General features: G+C 44.0%; 15 protein-coding genes and 1 pseudogene. 2 read left to right on the top strand and 14 right to left on the bottom strand.

Translation table 11 applies throughout. The features are described from left to right. Window positions 1-138 precede the first annotated feature (138 nt). The 14 genes and pseudogenes from AB4Z50_RS29730 to AB4Z50_RS29665 form a co-directional block, all read right to left on the bottom strand. Window positions 139-1233 (bottom strand): toxic anion resistance protein, encoded by a 1095-nt coding sequence (locus AB4Z50_RS29730; protein ID WP_441885057.1) that lies wholly within the window; start codon window positions 1231-1233, stop codon window positions 139-141. Window positions 1234-1251: 18 nt separating this feature from the next. Further along, complete coding sequence (locus tag AB4Z50_RS29725; protein WP_339205089.1) at window positions 1252-1944, bottom strand: hypothetical protein; 693 nt, start codon at window positions 1942-1944, stop codon at window positions 1252-1254. 169 nt (window positions 1945-2113) lie between these two features. After that, window positions 2114-3142 carry an ATP-grasp domain-containing protein gene (locus tag AB4Z50_RS29720; protein ID WP_441885055.1) on the bottom strand — a complete coding sequence of 343 codons (1029 nt, stop codon included), beginning with the start codon at window positions 3140-3142 and terminating at the stop codon, window positions 2114-2116. Between the two features lie 48 nt (window positions 3143-3190). Further along, window positions 3191-3988 (bottom strand): HAD family hydrolase, encoded by a 798-nt coding sequence (locus AB4Z50_RS29715; protein ID WP_441885053.1) that lies wholly within the window; start codon window positions 3986-3988, stop codon window positions 3191-3193. Beyond that, entirely contained in the window at window positions 3985-5139 is a 1155-nt protein-coding gene (locus AB4Z50_RS29710) for a cysteine protease StiP family protein (protein ID WP_441885106.1), read from the bottom strand. The genes AB4Z50_RS29715 and AB4Z50_RS29710 overlap by 4 nt, the downstream gene beginning before the upstream one ends. Before the next feature lie 27 nt (window positions 5140-5166). Further along, window positions 5167-6333 (bottom strand): annotated as a pseudogene (locus AB4Z50_RS29705) (phosphoribosyltransferase family protein); the annotation flags it as partial. A 76-nt stretch (window positions 6334-6409) separates the two neighbouring features. Then, on the bottom strand, window positions 6410-7615 hold the full coding sequence (locus AB4Z50_RS29700) for an HpcH/HpaI aldolase/citrate lyase family protein (RefSeq protein WP_441885051.1): 1206 nt from the start codon (window positions 7613-7615) through the stop codon (window positions 6410-6412). Between the two features lie 100 nt (window positions 7616-7715). Continuing rightward, complete coding sequence (locus tag AB4Z50_RS29695) at window positions 7716-8507, bottom strand: TerC family protein (protein WP_076267376.1); 792 nt, start codon at window positions 8505-8507, stop codon at window positions 7716-7718. Window positions 8508-8530: 23 nt separating this feature from the next. Next, window positions 8531-9811 (bottom strand): TerD family protein, encoded by a 1281-nt coding sequence (locus AB4Z50_RS29690; RefSeq protein ID WP_339205092.1) that lies wholly within the window; start codon window positions 9809-9811, stop codon window positions 8531-8533. Between the two features lie 73 nt (window positions 9812-9884). Further along, entirely contained in the window at window positions 9885-10463 is a 579-nt protein-coding gene (locus tag AB4Z50_RS29685; protein ID WP_076267378.1) for a TerD family protein, read from the bottom strand. A 168-nt stretch (window positions 10464-10631) separates the two neighbouring features. Next, entirely contained in the window at window positions 10632-11213 is a 582-nt protein-coding gene (locus AB4Z50_RS29680; protein WP_441885048.1) for a TerD family protein, read from the bottom strand. Window positions 11214-11241: 28 nt separating this feature from the next. Further along, the gene (locus AB4Z50_RS29675) at window positions 11242-11835 is read right to left on the bottom strand and encodes a TerD family protein (RefSeq protein WP_076267380.1); all 594 of its coding nucleotides are present in this window, start codon (window positions 11833-11835) and stop codon (window positions 11242-11244) included. A 541-nt stretch (window positions 11836-12376) separates the two neighbouring features. Next, complete coding sequence (locus AB4Z50_RS29670; RefSeq protein ID WP_441885045.1) at window positions 12377-13072, bottom strand: response regulator; 696 nt, start codon at window positions 13070-13072, stop codon at window positions 12377-12379. Next, window positions 13069-14661: an ATP-binding protein gene (locus AB4Z50_RS29665; RefSeq protein ID WP_441885043.1), complete on the bottom strand. Its 1593-nt coding sequence runs from the start codon at window positions 14659-14661 to the stop codon at window positions 13069-13071. Before AB4Z50_RS29665 ends, AB4Z50_RS29670 begins: the two co-directional genes overlap by 4 nt. A 262-nt stretch (window positions 14662-14923) precedes the next feature. Here AB4Z50_RS29665 and AB4Z50_RS29660 point away from each other — a divergent pair, with 262 nt between their 5' ends. Continuing rightward, on the top strand, window positions 14924-15940 hold the full coding sequence (locus tag AB4Z50_RS29660) for a Bug family tripartite tricarboxylate transporter substrate binding protein (protein WP_441885041.1): 1017 nt from the start codon (window positions 14924-14926) through the stop codon (window positions 15938-15940). A gap of 108 nt (window positions 15941-16048) precedes the next feature. Further along, window positions 16049-16504 (top strand): tripartite tricarboxylate transporter TctB family protein, encoded by a 456-nt coding sequence (locus tag AB4Z50_RS29655; RefSeq protein WP_339205098.1) that lies wholly within the window; start codon window positions 16049-16051, stop codon window positions 16502-16504. Window positions 16505-16510 lie beyond the last annotated feature (6 nt).

Here is a 16510-nt window from a genome sequence, read left to right as displayed (position 1 = left end):
CCTCGTTTTTTCTTTAAGACTATGCTGTTTCTTTATGCTTTATGAGCCATTACATGTAGGACATCCGTCATTTCTTCTCAAAAAACGCAAAAAAACGAGCCCTTGGAGAGCTCGTCCTGCTAATTATGCTTTTTTGAATTACTCCAAAAATCCTTTGGCTGCTGAAGAAGGAAGCTCCGCTTGGCTAGCTCCAGAACCCGCTTGAATGCCTAAGCGTTGTCCAACCTTTTGATTAATTTGCGTCATTTTTTCCGTTTGCTGGGATACCGTTTGAATAATTTGTCGATTGGAGTTCTCGTACTTGTCCATCGCGGAGAAGAGATCCGACATTGCCCGCTCCACAAGCTCCATGCTCATAGCCGGCTTCGTTAATGCTTGATTAGCTCGCTCGCTCGTTTCATTCAAAAGACGCGCATTCTCAGCAAATTGATTGCCTAACATTTCGTTCGTTGAATTGACTGCTTCTATTGCCTTCATCTGGTCATCAATCGCACTGGCAATCAAGACTGACACCGACATGAGATGCTGGGTTTTATCAATCGAGCTGTCCAGCGCATCCATTAGCTTATCATTTGTATCATTAATAATATCCGTTGCGGCAATGGCTTGCTGATAAAGCATGATCATTTCCGTATACGTTTGAAGCTTCGTTACAACCTTTCGAAGCCCGCGCTCCAAATAGGTTTTCCGGTGCTCGTTCTCAGGCTTAGCAATTTCCTCTTCGAACATTTTTTTGAGACGATTGCCATATTCGACAAGCAGCTGCAGGTCGTATACATTGTCTAGACTGCTGCGCTTCAAGTTTCTCATGTGAATGACGTTCTCTTCCAAGTTGTCGCGGCCGTCTCTGAGCGATTTGACGATCACCTGCACGTTAGACTTTGCAGATTGATATTTATAAATATAAGCCTTCATCGGTGCTTTCCGAAGCAGCTTCTGCACGAGCGAGAGCTGCTTGCTTTTGCTCAAATCCTCAACCTCGCTGCGAAGCTTAAGCATGTTGTTTGCTACCTCAGACCGTTTGCCTGACATGAGATCCGACAGCGGTCTCTCGAGCATCGTAAGCGTCTGGCTTGAGCGCTCAAGCGTCTTCTGGCCTTTTTTCGTAATCTCATCCATTAGTGTATCCAGATGCATAGCATCGGTTGTCGCTACCTTCAGCATCGTGTTCTGCACTTCTTGCTCCAGCTTCTGAATATCTTCATTTTTTAATTGTACGAGTTGTTGCGCCATTGTTCATTTCCCCCTTCATTAGTCAGTAAGTCGATAACGCTGCTGAATTAACTCAGCCTTTGTATGAAGCTCCATAAGATCCTTTTGCTCAAGCGTCTTCGTATAAAAAGTAAGCTTGGAATCTACATCCTTAATGCCATCAAGCAAAAGCCGCCTATTCTGGCGTTTCGCTTCTCCGCTGAGCCGCAGAAATGGATTAATGGTCGAATTTAAATCCTTTCGCACCAATCGCAAAATGTTGTGATTAATGCTTGAGTCTCCTAACGCCATTAAATCCGGAATTAATCGGTTTAACCGCGACAGCAATGCGAGCGTCTTCTGAACAATTTCATCGTCTAAATTATTTTTCTCGCCTTCGAGTAAAATCATATCTTCAATGATTCCGATGTATTCTAATGCAGAAGCAAGCTCCGGATCTAGAACCTGCGGCGGAATGACAGCTGCAGGAGCTGGCTTTGAGGCCAAAGATGCTTGAGCAGTTGAAGCTGCATTGGGTTGTTGTATGGGCGGGTTTTGCGTATTTTGCTGCAGCTCTGGCTCGCGTGTTGGCTGATTAATTTCTTTCCTTGGACGCTGCTTCCATGATAATGCGATTAACAAACCGAACACGGGAACCGCCATAGCTATATATGGGGAGGTAATCCCATTAACAACTAATGTGACTGCATAAACGCCAATCGCGATGGCTGCGTTTTTTTTCAATGCATTCATTGCTGCACCTCCATATGAGCTTTCTGAACCTAATCTTTATGCTCGTCTTCTTCCTACAATTATCTCGTTATTGGTACATAGAAGTCAATTTTAAAAAATAAAAAAAGGATGTTGTGCCAAATTAATGAGCACAATATTAAAAAAAAGGGGCTCTCGCCCCTTTCTTCGGTTATTCTACTCTGTTCATTTCCATGATCAAAGGCTGCTCTACATAACCCGCTTGTATACCGAACTTCGGATCAGGCGGATCAATCGTTTTTCCTTGCAGCGCTTGAACAGCCAAATAAGGCATATTTACGCCAGACAAGCAGGTAATATACAGGCCGCCAGACATCCGCGGGTTGATCTCCAGCAATTTCGGTATGCCATTGTTGTAACGCACCTGAATATTAAAGGCATAAGGAATACGAAGGCTTGTCGCAATACGATCTGCAATCGCCAGCAGCTCCGGCGTATCCTCCAATAGATAAGTCCTGCCCGTTGATTTGCGGCGAGGAATAGCTGTAATGAGTTCACCCTCAGCAGATGCCACACAATCGATACTATACTCCGTACCGTCGAGCAGCTCCATCACCATCAGCGTGTCAAAATGCTCCGTTAATGACAACGTTTCATAAGCTTGCTCAAATGTTGTAGAAAGGGTTACATATCCATAAAGGTCACGTAGCGGGTCCCGTTCATTATCAATAATCCGGAAACCCATGCCGCCTTCTGACTTCGTTGGCTTAAAGCACACCTTATGACCAGCAGCTGTGAGCTCCTCATAAGCTTGCTTAAACTGTTCTGCTGTATTTACAACACGGTAGTCTGGAATCGTCACGAGATCTTTTCCTTGCAGCGCTTCGTAAAATTTATCCTTCTCAATCATGGAGTCCAGCAATTCGATATCACGGCATACCATGACCTTTGTTCCGATCTCATCAAACAAATGAACAAATCTTGATATTTCCTCCATATGCAAACGAGGAATGAAAATATCAATTTGGTTACTTTTGCAGAAATCTACACAGAAATCTACATATTCGCGTCCAAAAACAGCAGGCTCTGTTCCGATATGATCGGATGCAAGCAAGGACATATGATTAATATCCGGGTGCGTGCCAAAAAACTCAAACGACTCGCCGTCTGGATTGTTCCGAATCATATTAATGTAATGGTAAGCTACCGAAAACCAACGATTCATATAAACTCGTGTCATGTATAAAAACCTTCTTCCATCTGATTAGATATATTTTTGCGATTGCATTTATAATCTTCGTGCATGCTCTAAGATGGAGTCTAGCAGTTCTTCCGAGGCAAGCGCGCCTCTTGCTTGTGTAAATTGAATATGTGGATGTGCCGAATAGGATCGTCCAAGTTCACCATGTACAGGCGATATGGCATAATCAGCTGCTAACAGCAGACTCTCGTCGAGCAGGCTGTCGCCGGCCGCATATACGAAATTTGAAGCGAGCTTCTCTTTCACATACTGGATGGCCGCACCCTTGCTTACCTTCTCTGGAACCAAATATATTTTACGGCCTTGAAGTGAGTAGCTCCAGCCAAGCGAAGCAAGCTTCGGCTTTAGCTCCTCCAACGTTTCATGCGGCAGCTGATCTCTCTCTACCTTAACGGAATAAAAGAGCTCATCACAAAGATCCGTCGACTTCACCCAGTGGGTAGAAGCAATTTCCGCAAACAGGCTCGCAATTTCCGTATGCTCAGCACAATGCTCCCTCACAGCTTCACGAACGAAGCTATGCCACTCCTGATCAATTTCTCCGTTACGGAGAACGGTACCGCCGTTGTTGACGATCACATATTCAGGACGGAACTGTTCTCTTATCGCGAAGATGCGGTTGTATTGCTCCGGAATTCGCGTCGTCACAGGAACAAATCGCATAATGCTGACAAGCTCTTGCAGCTTCTGAATCGCCGGCTTTGTCATATAAGAAATATATCTTTCCTCATAACGCTCAACCGGGATCATTTCTTCAAGTTCTATCTCGCCCTTGGATCGTACGGAATAAATTAAAGTTTGGTCCAAATCGCTCGCAAAAATCATTCCGTCTCCCCCTTCAAAGCCTTAATAATACCGCAGCAGGAATAGGTCATGTTTGGATATTCCTCCACAGGTACACCACGGTCCTTAGCCAGCAGCAGTATATGCTTCAAGTTAGGATTATCAAGACGATCAACGAGGATTTTCCAAGGGACTCTGCGCAGAAGAACACGAGTCGTTTCACCTACGCCAGGCTTGATGAAATTAATATCAGAGATTGCAAAATCAGCTTGGATACGAGCAATATCCTGCATCCCTTGCCAAGTCATTTCATTTTCCGCAGGATTTGCTTCCATTTGAAGAGCTTCCGCTTTGGAGTCATCCGCTATCTGATCAAAATAAGCAGAAATCGTGTCCACAAATAATTGAGACAGATCAGAGCTCTCCCACTCCTTATAATACTTTGCACCATGAAAATCATCGGCGCCAATAAGATCGCTGCGCAATACAGTCCGGCTGACTAAACCTGACACCGTTGAATTAAGGCAAGCGCTTGGAATGAGGAAATCCTCTCTTGTCCCGAACGTACTTGCACAATAGCCGGGGTCTGCGAGCACCGCAAGCTCATCGTTCAGTTCAATGCCGTATTTTTGCTTCATCTGGCTGCAAGCTGCTATGAGCACTTTGGCAATTGCACCTTTGCCCGTCCAGCCATCTACAAATTGCACGCGTTTATGCGGATGGTTCTGATTGATATACAGCAGTGCATTCTCATCAATGCCTTTGCCTCTAATAATTGAAAGGCTATAATGCGGAACCTCAATACCATACATGTGCTTGATATATCGCTTAATTAATACCCCAATTGGCGTACCGCCTCGCGCTAAGGATGCAAGCACAACATCAAATCCATTTTTTTGAATGATTCGCTCGGAAACCGTTCCAACCGCTCTTGCGATTCGAATGGCCGAATCACTGAGCGTATTTTGAAACAATTGTATATATTCATCAGTAGGCTGATATTCAATCGGCAAGCTTTCCGAATAGTGGCCGCCTGTTTGCATGGCCGCTTCCCGTTCCTCCGTTCGCTGCTCTAACGAAATATCGCTAAGGTCTTTTAGCAGAAATGTAACATCCTCCTGCTTATAGCTCCCGATAGGAGCCGGATCAGCAAGCTTTTTCCGACTGAAATAAACGATATGAATACGCTGGATTCCTAAGGAGAGAAGAACCTTATTAAGCTCCTCCATTTGCGCTCCTGCAACCTCGCGCTCCATAAACAAAAACATCTCATCATAATAGCCATTCGGTATGTTGTACATAAAATTCATGACGTCAGCATGCTCAGGGGAAATAAAGGGATAAGCTGTATTCACCGCATATTGTGAACTGGAATCCGGATGAATGGGGCTTCTTGTACTCGATTGATACCATACATCATCGCCTAGTTCTGCTGCTACGCGCATAGGAATGAACATAAATTCGCCGGTTCCCATGCAAAGCACCTTACTGCCCGTTCTATGTTCTCGGAGGAACGCAGCCGCCTGTCCTACTTCTGCGTCAAGCACCAAGCTTTCTTCAGCCGTCAATCCGAAGCGGCCAGTATGCTTCAGGTAGGAAACTTCTCGATTTAATGAGGGAAGGCTAGCAAACCGATTGCCCACATAGAGAACATTAATGGCAGGCTCCAACTCGTTTGCTTGCAACTCTGCTGTTTTGTCAGCATTTTGAATAGGGCTACCCTTAACAGATATCCGCCCCGCTACAAGCGATAAGCAGTTCACCGATATGCCAAGCTCTTGCTCCAGCTCATCAAAACGTTCCATATCCTCGTTTGAACGCCAATCAAGTAAACTAGCAACAATATATGTTTTCTTCCCATACCTTGCATTCAAATCGTGAATTATATTGATGGCTGTTTTCCCGGTCGTCATCTCATCATCGACCAGCACAATTGTTTCTGCATTCTCGAATACAGCTGGATTGTCAGCATAGCAGCGATGTGTAGTCGCATGGGAATGCTCTTCCTCAAAATCGATGCAGGACGTCATATAGTCAATTTTTTCCCGCGTTGTGTGCAAGAAAGACGCATTACCCTCGAACATATCGAACATGCTGTGTCCAAGCGCTGTTGCCGTTTCCGCAAAACCGATAAACAGCGTTTTCTCATCTATGACCATTTTATTTTGCTTCATCTGTTCATAGATTTTACCTGCTGCCTCAGGAGATTCAAAGGCATGCAGCAGCTGCTCCATCTGGATAGGAAGCTTCTCACCTTTAAACTGCTGATACAAAAGCCCAAGTGCCGCACCCGATAATAAGGACACATGCGGGCGAACAGGAATATGCTTGCCAAGCACCTTGCTTACGAATAAAAAACTGCGTTTTTTATTAATTCGGGCTGCCATTTGAAAAAGCTGCTCAAGCGGTATATGAAACGTATTACTCGTAACTTCAATGGCAATCTCTAAATCTCCAATAATATTAAACGATTGCTGATTCTCGTTCTTCTGCGAGCAAGCAGGTGAAGTTTTGGTTTTCATTTAGCACCCCATAAATGTCTGATCTGAACAATATTCGTTTGGCCCATGTCATATGCGGCTTAAACTCATTCATTTTGTTCGAATAACGGCTCTTCATCACACCCAAATCGCCTTGTTCATTTTCCATAATGTGCAGGGCATCCATATACTCCTCATGCGTCACCACAAGCATCGACTGTACCGGCTTAATGTGGGTAGGATGGATAATGGTCTTGCCAATTATCCCATTTTCCTTGTCCATTGCGACCTCGCGAATAAGCCCGTCCACATACTTATTAATATAATCCATACGCAGAATCCGTCCGTGTCTTCCCATGCTTTCCTCAAAAGGCGTTTGCCTGAGCTGGGGCTTAAATACGCGATCACTCTTAAAGTACTCCCATACGGGACCGGAGATCACATAATGATTATCCATCCGTCCAAAAACATTTACGATATCCGCAATACAATCACGAATGACGCCGATGTCGTAGATCGTATGATCCGGACTTCTTCGAAGCCCAAATAAACTCGAAAAATCTGTTGCTCCAATACGAACATTCAGCACATAGGCCTTGTATTCATTCAGCAGCTGGGAAATGCCCAGTAGCGTTTCCATTCTTTTCTCGCGATAAATGACGTCAGAGCTTTCCAAAATAGGCATGCCGTATAACGTGGAGCTTGTTGAGCGTTTGTTCTTGTTGTATTCATGCAGCAGCTTTAAATACTCCCCGCCAGTCTCCACGTTGAACTTCGGAAACACGATTCCTGTAATATATTCAATCTCTTCACCGAAAAACGAGAGCAGTCGTTTAAGCTGTTCAACAGAGCGTACTCTTATAAACATAAGCGGAATATCGTCGGCATGGAGCAAACCAATCGAAATGTAACGGCCAATCTTAATCAACGTTGCCTTCAACGTCTCTTCGGCAAATTCGATTTGATTATCACCTACTGCATCTTCAAGGTCTATCACCATAGACACGAGTCCTTCGTGTTTTCCGGTTACCAAATCATCTGCTATGTTATCCTTGGTGGCAGGCATATAGAGCGCCGCACCAATCGCGTGAGCAATAACTTCTTTGTCAGCATAATTATTGAACTGAGTTGGAAGGGAGTAAAAGAAATTTCGCTCTTCTTCATTGGTAAGATAGTTAAAATACCTCAAAGTGATCCCTCCTAAAAGTTGTGTAAAGCAATCTGAGAGTGAAAAAATATCCCTCGCGATCCATTGAGGGATATTTTTCATAAACAGAGTATTATCGAATCTAAACCGCTTTTGATTCTCTTTTCTTACGTGCTGCGCTGTAAAGAAGGGTACCACCGAATACAGCTATAATTAAACCGAAGAACAAAGCGTGCGGCACATGCAAGCCATACGCTCCGCCAATCATTTTTGCTGCGATTACGATAATTAGAATAAACGCCGCTTTCTCAAGCTCAGGGAACTTGTCAATCAACTTGAGGAATACTTGAGCAACGCCACGCATCATCAGAACGCCGAGAATACCGCCGAGGAACAGAACCCATACCTCTTCACTCACGCCGAATGCAGCTAGTACGCTGTCGATACTGAACGCGATATCCATAATTTCAACAGCAAGCACTGTACGCCAGAAACCGTAGCCTTTATTTTGAACTTCAGCATCATCGTCGTTACCCTTCTTGCCGATGTAAGGAATTAATGGAATGTTGCCGACACGAGCAAGCTTGAATTCCAGATGGAATAGATTGCTTAACGCAATCCATAACAGATACAATCCGCCCGCTACTTTAATCCATGTAATTTGTACGAGATAGACACCTACTCCGATGGCGATAAATCGGAAGATATAGGCACCAATAATACCGTAGAACAACGCTTTTTTCTGCTGGTCTTTCGGCAAATGCTTTACCATAACCGCTAGTACTAGCGCATTATCTGCCGATAACAAGCCTTCCAAAAGAACGAGTGTTGCAATTATTCCCCAGTTTGTCGGGTTGGTGAGAACTTGTGACAAGTTGTCCCAGTGAAAGAAGCTCCCGAAGTTGGCTATTACATTTTGAAAAAAGTCGACCATCTCTTAAACCTCCGCATTTTTCTTTATTTGCTTCCTTGTACCCATCTGAGACCCCAGCGATAAGCCTCGTCAAGCTCTTTATGGCCTGAGAAATATTGCACGAGCCGCTGAATGCTGAAGGTTTGATCATTTACATTCTCGATCATCGCAATCGCACACATACCCTTGCGATTATTATGCTCGTCCATCCGCACCTCTATATCAGGCCCGCCTGTTTGTGTGATGGTAACAATACCAGCAGCCTCCGCCCAGTTCGTAGCTCCTTCATAGATGTATGCGTATATGACGATTCTCTTAATCTCAGAAACTTTATTACCGTTGATTCTAAGATTTTCACCCGTTGTAATAGAGCCGGTTCGGTCATCCCCGTCAAGCGAAACGTACGGCGCTCGCGAAAAATCTCCGAAGCTGTTGCCTAGCGCTTGAACGGAACCTTTCATACCATTTTTCAATTCATACAAACATCCGACATCTAGATCTACACCGCTGCTTGAACGGCCAAAAAAACCAGTGGAGGCTTTTTTCTGATTCCAGTTCAAATTAACGACAATCTCACCAAGTGATCCGGCACCTTTTTGTAAATTGATGACATCACCGCGTTTGGTAAGCGAGATTTTGCTGAGGCTTATTGGCGGACTGCTTGGTTCTGGTACGATTGGTGCGGGAGGTTTAGGTGGAATAAGTGGAGCTTTCACTGGTGCTGGTGCTGGAGTTGGCGCTTCAGCAGGAGCGTCTGCCTTTACTTCAATACCAAAGCTATTGCAGAGTGCAGCAAGACCGCCTGAATATCCAGACCCAATGGCATTGAATTTCCATTCGCCATTATATCTATATAAATCTCCTACGACTATCGCAGTCTCAATAGAGAAATTTTTTCCAAGATCATACCGCAAAATTTCGCGTCCTGTTCCTTCGTCAATAACCCGGATATAGGCATCATTCACGCTAGAAAAATTTTGTCTCTTCGCTTCCCCATCATAAATGGTTAAAGTAAATGAAATACGTTCAATCGTTTGAGGCACATCGCTAATCGCGATCAATACTTGTTCGGTATCCGTTTTCCCTGCAAAACTTCGTTTATTGCCGCTTGCTAGTTGAATAGAACCGCTGACATCCTTAGGATTGCTGTAAAAAATCAAATCTTGGTCTCCAGCTGTTTTTCCATTCGCTCGTAATAGAAAAGCCGAAAAATCGACATCTACACCTGCTGCAGTGTTCCATCCCATGCCAACTAGAAGGTTTTTTATGGAAGGATTATTTTTGGTAATATCCGCTTTTTGACCTTTCATTAATGCCAGCTCCATGCTTAAACCGCCCTTCGGTAATAATAGAATAGGGTGACAAACCCTCAAACTGCCACCCTATACGCCAGATGAATTAAACCGTAAGCCCGTAATTACGACAAAGCGCTGCTAGTCCGCCAGAGAAACCTGAACCTACCGCTTGGAACTTCCAATCGGCATCATGTCGGTACAGCTCGCAGAAGACAATCGCTGTTTCAACGGAGAAATCTTCTCCTAGATCATAGCGCAGCACTTCTCTTCCAGAAGACTCGTCTACTAGACGAACAAAGGCATTGGATACTTGACCAAAGTTTTGCAGCCTGGACTCGGCATCATGAATCGTAACGCTAATTCCGATTCGCTGAATGTGCGGAGGGACTTTTTGGAAATCAATTTTGATTTGCTCGTCGTCACCTTCACCCTCACCGGTACGATTATCGCCCGTATGCTCAACAGCGCCGTTATAAGCAATCAGTGCATTGTAGAATACAAAGTCCTTCTCGTCCTTGGCTTTGCCGTCCTGATGAAGCAAAAACGCGCTTGCATCAAGGTCAATTTCTCCGCCGCCTGAATATTTGTTCGTATCCCAGCCTAGACCGAGAACAACCTTCGTAAGGCCTGGGTTTGTTTTTGTAAGATCAATGCGTTGACCTTTGGAAAGATTTATAGACATCGTTCTATTCCTCCTTGAATTGACTAGGTTTGAACGCCAAAGTCAGTGCAAAGGCCTACTAGACCGTTTTGATATCTGCTGCGACTTTCCGCTGTTCACTTGCTTATAAATTGTTATATTTTAAAAAAGGGCCGCCACTGGCGACCCTTTACGGGTAGATAAGTATGACTAGCTAGCAGAAAGACCAAAGTTGCGAGCAAGACCGCCTAGGCCGTCTTGGAAGCCGCTTCCGATTGCGCTGAATTTCCACTCGCCGGAATGACGATATAGTTCACCAACGATTACTGCTGTTTCTACAGAGAAATCTTCTCCAAGATCATAACGGATAAGTTCTGTGCCGCTTTGCTCGTCCACGATACGAACGAATGCGTTGGATACTTGTCCAAAGTTTTGGCTGCGTTCTGCGCCATCATGAATCGTGATGCAAAATGCGATTTTGTCTGTTTCAGCTGGAACGGCAGAAAGATCAACATTTACTTGCTCATCATCGCCATCGCCTGCGCCTGTGCGGTTGTCACCTGTGTGAACAACTGAACCGTTTGTGTTTTTTGGGTTATTGTAGAAAATGAAATCAGATTCAGAACCTGCTTTGCCTTGTGCATTCAAGCAAAATACAGAAGCATCAAGGTCAAAGTCTTTTCCGCCGTCATATTTATTAGTATCCCAGCCTAGACCTACTGTAATCTTTGTAAGACCTGGGTTTGTTTTCGTGAGATCGATTTTTTGTCCTTTGGATAAGCTGATTGCCATTTTAAAAGCCCTCTTTTCTCACATAAATTTATTGGTATTGACGTGCAAGGATATCAACATGGGCAGCATGAGTGCCTTCCCCAATTGCATTAAACTTCCATTCACCATTGTGTCTGTAAAGCTCACCTACGACTAGAGCCGTTTTGCCTGAATAATCATCCGTCAAGTTAAAGCGAATCAGTTCTTGATTGTTCGCAGGATTGACGATACGAATAAAGGCAGATTTGATCATGCCAAAATCTTGTCGTCTGGATTCACATTCGTAAATGTTAACTACGCAAAGGATTTTGTGAATATTAGCAGGAACACGATCAAGCTGCACGATGATTTGCTCATCATCGCCATCGCCCTCACCAGTAATATTATCACCCGTATGAACGACCGAGCTGCATCCGCTTTGCTTGTTGTAGAAACAAACGAGATTTTTCTCGCCACTTAGCTTACCGTTTTCATCAAGCAATAATGCCGATGCGTCACAGTCAACGTTAGCCGCTTTTTTCATTCCGAAAAAACCGCCTTTGGTTTGAGCCGGGTCCCAACCTAAACCAACGATAACTTTGCTGAGACCAGCATTGCCTTTCGTTAAATCTACCTTTTGACCTTTTACGAGAGAGATAGCCATTGTATTTGCACCCCCTTTCCATAAGGTTCACTACTAAAAAAATATCCAAATACAGCGATTCTGAACCTACTAACCAACAATACGCCTATTCGACATGCAAGTTCCAAAAAAAATGTATGATCCATACATTATTCTACAAAACCTGAATATTACCTCTTCTTTACGGCAATTTTACATAGAAAAAAGTGCATTGGCAGCAGGCAGTTCCTTATCGCCTCTCCCAATCAATTTTATAACAATTGCTGCTCCAAATACAAATTTCTACAAATAATGAACCTTAAAGCGGAATAAACATAGGCTTAGGCACAAAAGCGTGCATTTTTTCCGTCACAAACTTAATATTCGCTTCATTTTTACCAAAAAAAAGGTGGAAAAATAAGCCCAAAAACGAGATAATTATATGTAGTAAAAAAAAGTGGCGAGGTGTTCGAATGGAATTTATAAAAAAGAATAAAACCGGCCTTATCTTTGGTGCGCTGCTCCTCATTAACGGGCTATTTTTATTATCCATTGTCCTCTCGAAAAACTAAGTATGGCAGCCTCACATTTGCTCTTTTCTTTTGTAAACCCGCTCCGGCCTTCCAACGGTCCCATAAGAAATATCAGCTATTAATTCACCCTTGGCCACATAATACTCCAAGTAACGCCGAGCGGTCGTACGGCTGAAACCAGCCTTTTTCCCAAGCTCCTCCGCCGTTAATACTTCAGGACCTGCCTGAATGAAGGAGAGTATTTTCTCATTCGTTATCTTATCGATGCCTTTTGGCAAATAAGAATCCTTATCCGTACGATCATTTACCCCCCACAGCAGCTGATCAATCCCCTCTTGATCCACTTGTTTATTTGAGCCGCCGAGCAGTGCCATTTGATTATGATATTTTTGATAAGACTTCAGCTTCTCTTGAAAACGTTCAAATACAACCGGCTTGATCATAAAATCATATACCCCGCCGCGAATGGCTTCACGAACCGTTTCAAATTCCTTGGCGGCCGTAATAATAATGACATCTGTTAACGGGTTGTTTTTCTGTATGTAGTGAAGCAGGTCAAGTCCGCTCATATCGGGAAAATATAAATCAAGCAGCACTAAATCCGGGACCAAAATATCTAAATGCTCATGCGCCAGCTGCTTATCTGTTGCAATTCCAACGACTTCGAAACCTTCTATCTTCTCTAGAAAGCGTCGATTGATTTGTGCAATTCGAAGGTCGTCCTCGATTATGACCACTCGTATCATATATCTTTCCCCTTTTCTTTTGGAATCACAACGGTAAAGATCGTCCCTTCCTGCGGACGCGATTCAAAACGGATATGGCCCCTTAACTGTTGTATCGCCTGCGTAACAATCACCAGCCCATAACCCCGATGATCCTCATTTTTCGTGGAGAAACCGAGCTCAAACAGCCGCTCTGCAACATCATCCTTAATGCCGCTCCCATTATCTTCGATAATGATCGTAATAGCTTTGCCAACGTCAGACAGAAACACCTTAACGGTTCGATTCTCATCATTTTTCTCGAGAACAGCATCCAGCGCATTGTCAATTAAATTGCCGATAATCGTTACCAGGTGATTGCGGTTTAGATCATCGGGGATTGTTTTGAAGGTGCTCTTGGAATCAATCTCAAGCTTCACCTTAAGCTCATTCGCACGATTGAACTTGCCAATTAGTATGCCTCCAATAATAGGATCGGGAATTTCCTGCAGGAGGAAATGGATCAGATTTTGATGAACATCGGTTTCATGTGTAATAATATCCATCGCTTCTTGATACGACTCCAGCTGGATTAGCCCATAAATCGTATACAGCTTATTGGAGTATTCATGCGTTTGTGAACGCAGCGCTTCGGTATAACGCTTCACCTGCGTCAGCTCCTCCGTTAATCGAAGCAGCTCGGATTTGTTGCGAAAGCTGGAAACCGCCCCTACGACCCGGTGCTGATGATCAAATATCGGCAAGCGATTGACGACGACACTGCTTTCGTTAATGGTCATTTCTTGATCGATTTCCGATTGCCCTGATTTAATAACCTCCATTAGCCGCGATTCTGGAATGACATCCCGCACATGCTGTCCGGTAATCTCCATTTGCTCGAGCGGATCGATCAGCTTCAAAGCCGTTTGATTGACGAGGGTAATCGTTCCCTCTGTATCAACGGCAATTATGCCTTCATGGATCGTTTCCAAAATAGCTCTCTTTTCCTGATACAACAAGCCGATTTCCTCAGGCTCTAGACCATGGATCGATCGTTTTACGCTATTGGCAATAACAATGGCTCCGCCAGATCCAACCATCAGCGCAATGGCTGCAAAAATAATCATCGCATTACGATAAGTCACTGCCGATTGTTCAATGTCTTTTAATAAAATACCCACTGATACAATGCCTATAACTTCATCCTGATCATTAAAAATGGGTGTTTTCCCCCGCAAGGAGGGGCCCATCGAGCCAACGGCCTCTGAAATGATCGACTCTCCATTAAGCACAGGCCCATTGTCACCGCCGACCATTTCTTTCCCTATTCGGTCCGGTAGCGGATGCGCATAACGAATTCCCTCTTTATTCCCAATGACGATGTACTCAGCGTCTGTTTCCATTCTAATTTTCTCAACGATGGGTTGAATGATGGCTGAAGGATTCTCCTCTTCAAAGGCATGTCTAATGACGTCCATCAACGCTACTGTCTTCGCAATTTTCAGAGCTGATGCACCTACATTTTTCTGCAGCGTCGTCACTAGTATTCTCTCAAAGCTGAAGGTAAGAGCAATGATAATAATAAATAGCAAAGTTCCAATTAACAAAATCAATCTCGTTTGTAATCGCATTCAATTACCTCCATGCAAAAACTTCTCATCCGCGGGACGCTGATTTTATTGTATTCTACATGCTTCCCTGAACATAGTCCCTTGAGTCGATAATGGCCGTAAATTTTATGAACAAAATAAACAGTATGACTACTTTTCAACTTATGTGGTTATTGTATTCAACCCTAATTCGCGATGGTAGTATGAAGCATATCAAACAGGTAAGCGCTTACAGTAATCATTCATACGTTTACTTGAATGAAACTAAAGGGGGATTATTCGTATGGGATACCAAACAAAAAATTGGAAAACTATAGTAGCTGCTGCTTTTGTTGCTGTTAGTTTGACGGCCTGCGGCGGAACAGCATCAAAAGGCGGATCGGCTAATTATCCTGAGAAACCTTTCATTGTGACAGCCCCATCGGGAGCTGGCGGCGGATGGGATAAGACAGCAAGGTCCTTGGCCAAAGTGCTAGGTGAAACAAAGCTCGTTGATCAAACGATGACTGTTGAGAACAAGCCCGGCGGCGGCGGCACTGTATTTTTAGCCGAATATGTAACCAAAGACAAGAATGACCCCTACAAGCTGTTTGTCAGCTCCCCGCCTATTCTTATTAACAATCTCAAAAAAGAAGGAAACAGCCCTTACGGCTACAAGGATGTTACCCCGCTCGCACAAATAACGAAGGATTATGGCGCAATCGCGGTTGCGGCAAATTCCAAATATAACGATCTTCATTCACTAATTAACGACATTAAGGCAGACCCTTCAAAAGTTACACTAGCAGGCGGATCGGCGCCTGGTTCTATGGATCATTTAATTAGCGTACTCCCCGCATTTAGATCAGGCGTTGACCCCAAAACAGTCAAGTACTTGTCCTATGATGGCGGAGGCGAAGCCATTGCTGCGCTGCTCGGCAACAATGCTGATGCGATTGGAACAGACATCTCTTCTCTTGGCAGCTATTTAAAAGCAGGAAAAATCAAAATTTTGGCCGTAACTTCTGATGAACGGATTGAAGGTGACTTCAAGGATGTGCCAACGTTAAAAGAGCTGGGCATAGATGCAGAGTTCACGATCTGGCGCGGCGTATTAGGTCCGAAAGGCATGACAAAAGAGCAAATTGCTTACTGGGATAAAACGTTAAAATCTCTCTCTGAACACGAAGCGTGGGCGAAAGAATTGAAAGCAAACGATTGGGTCAGCGAATACAAAAACTCCGAAGATTTCACTGCCTTCCTTGCTGAGCAAGAAGTTGCGGTACAAGAGCTGTTGACAGCGCTCGGTATGCAGAAGTAAAGGACTGAACGAAGAGTACACGCTTGATAAAAGCATAAGCATGAGTGATTGGATGGGAGAGAACTAGTCTCTCTCCTCTCCTTTCATCATTCATCGGAGGTGAAGGCCTTGAACAAAACATTTGATCGATACGCCAGCATTATATTTTTCCTTCTCGGTGTTGGATTCATGTGGCAGAGCACATTAATTAGCGCTTCATCCTACGGCAGCAAGGTTGGGCCTAATATCGTTCCCTTTGGTCTGGGGGCGCTGCTTGTCATTTTAAGCTTACGCCTATTTTACGAAGTATTAAAGTTTAAAGGCTCTAGCAGCAAAGCGGGAAAGCTTGATTACAAGAAGTTTCTCATTATTTTCGCTTCTGCTTTTTTATACGCCTTCTTCTTAGAAACGATCGGCTATATCATCGGGACATTCCTCTTCCTTCTCATTAGCTTTCAAGTTTTGGAAAGAGGAAAATGGCTAAAATCGATCTTGATCTCCGGATTGTTTGCAGTCGGCGTTTACGTCATCTTTGTTGTCATTCTGGAAGGTTCAATGCCTGGTTTTCCGTCATGGCTATCGTAACTAAAG

This window comes from Paenibacillus sp. 2TAB26 (assembly GCF_052115145.1).
Taxonomy (GTDB): Bacteria; Bacillota; Bacilli; order Paenibacillales; family Paenibacillaceae; genus Pristimantibacillus.
This window is presented reverse-complemented; position numbering and strand designations above follow the sequence as displayed.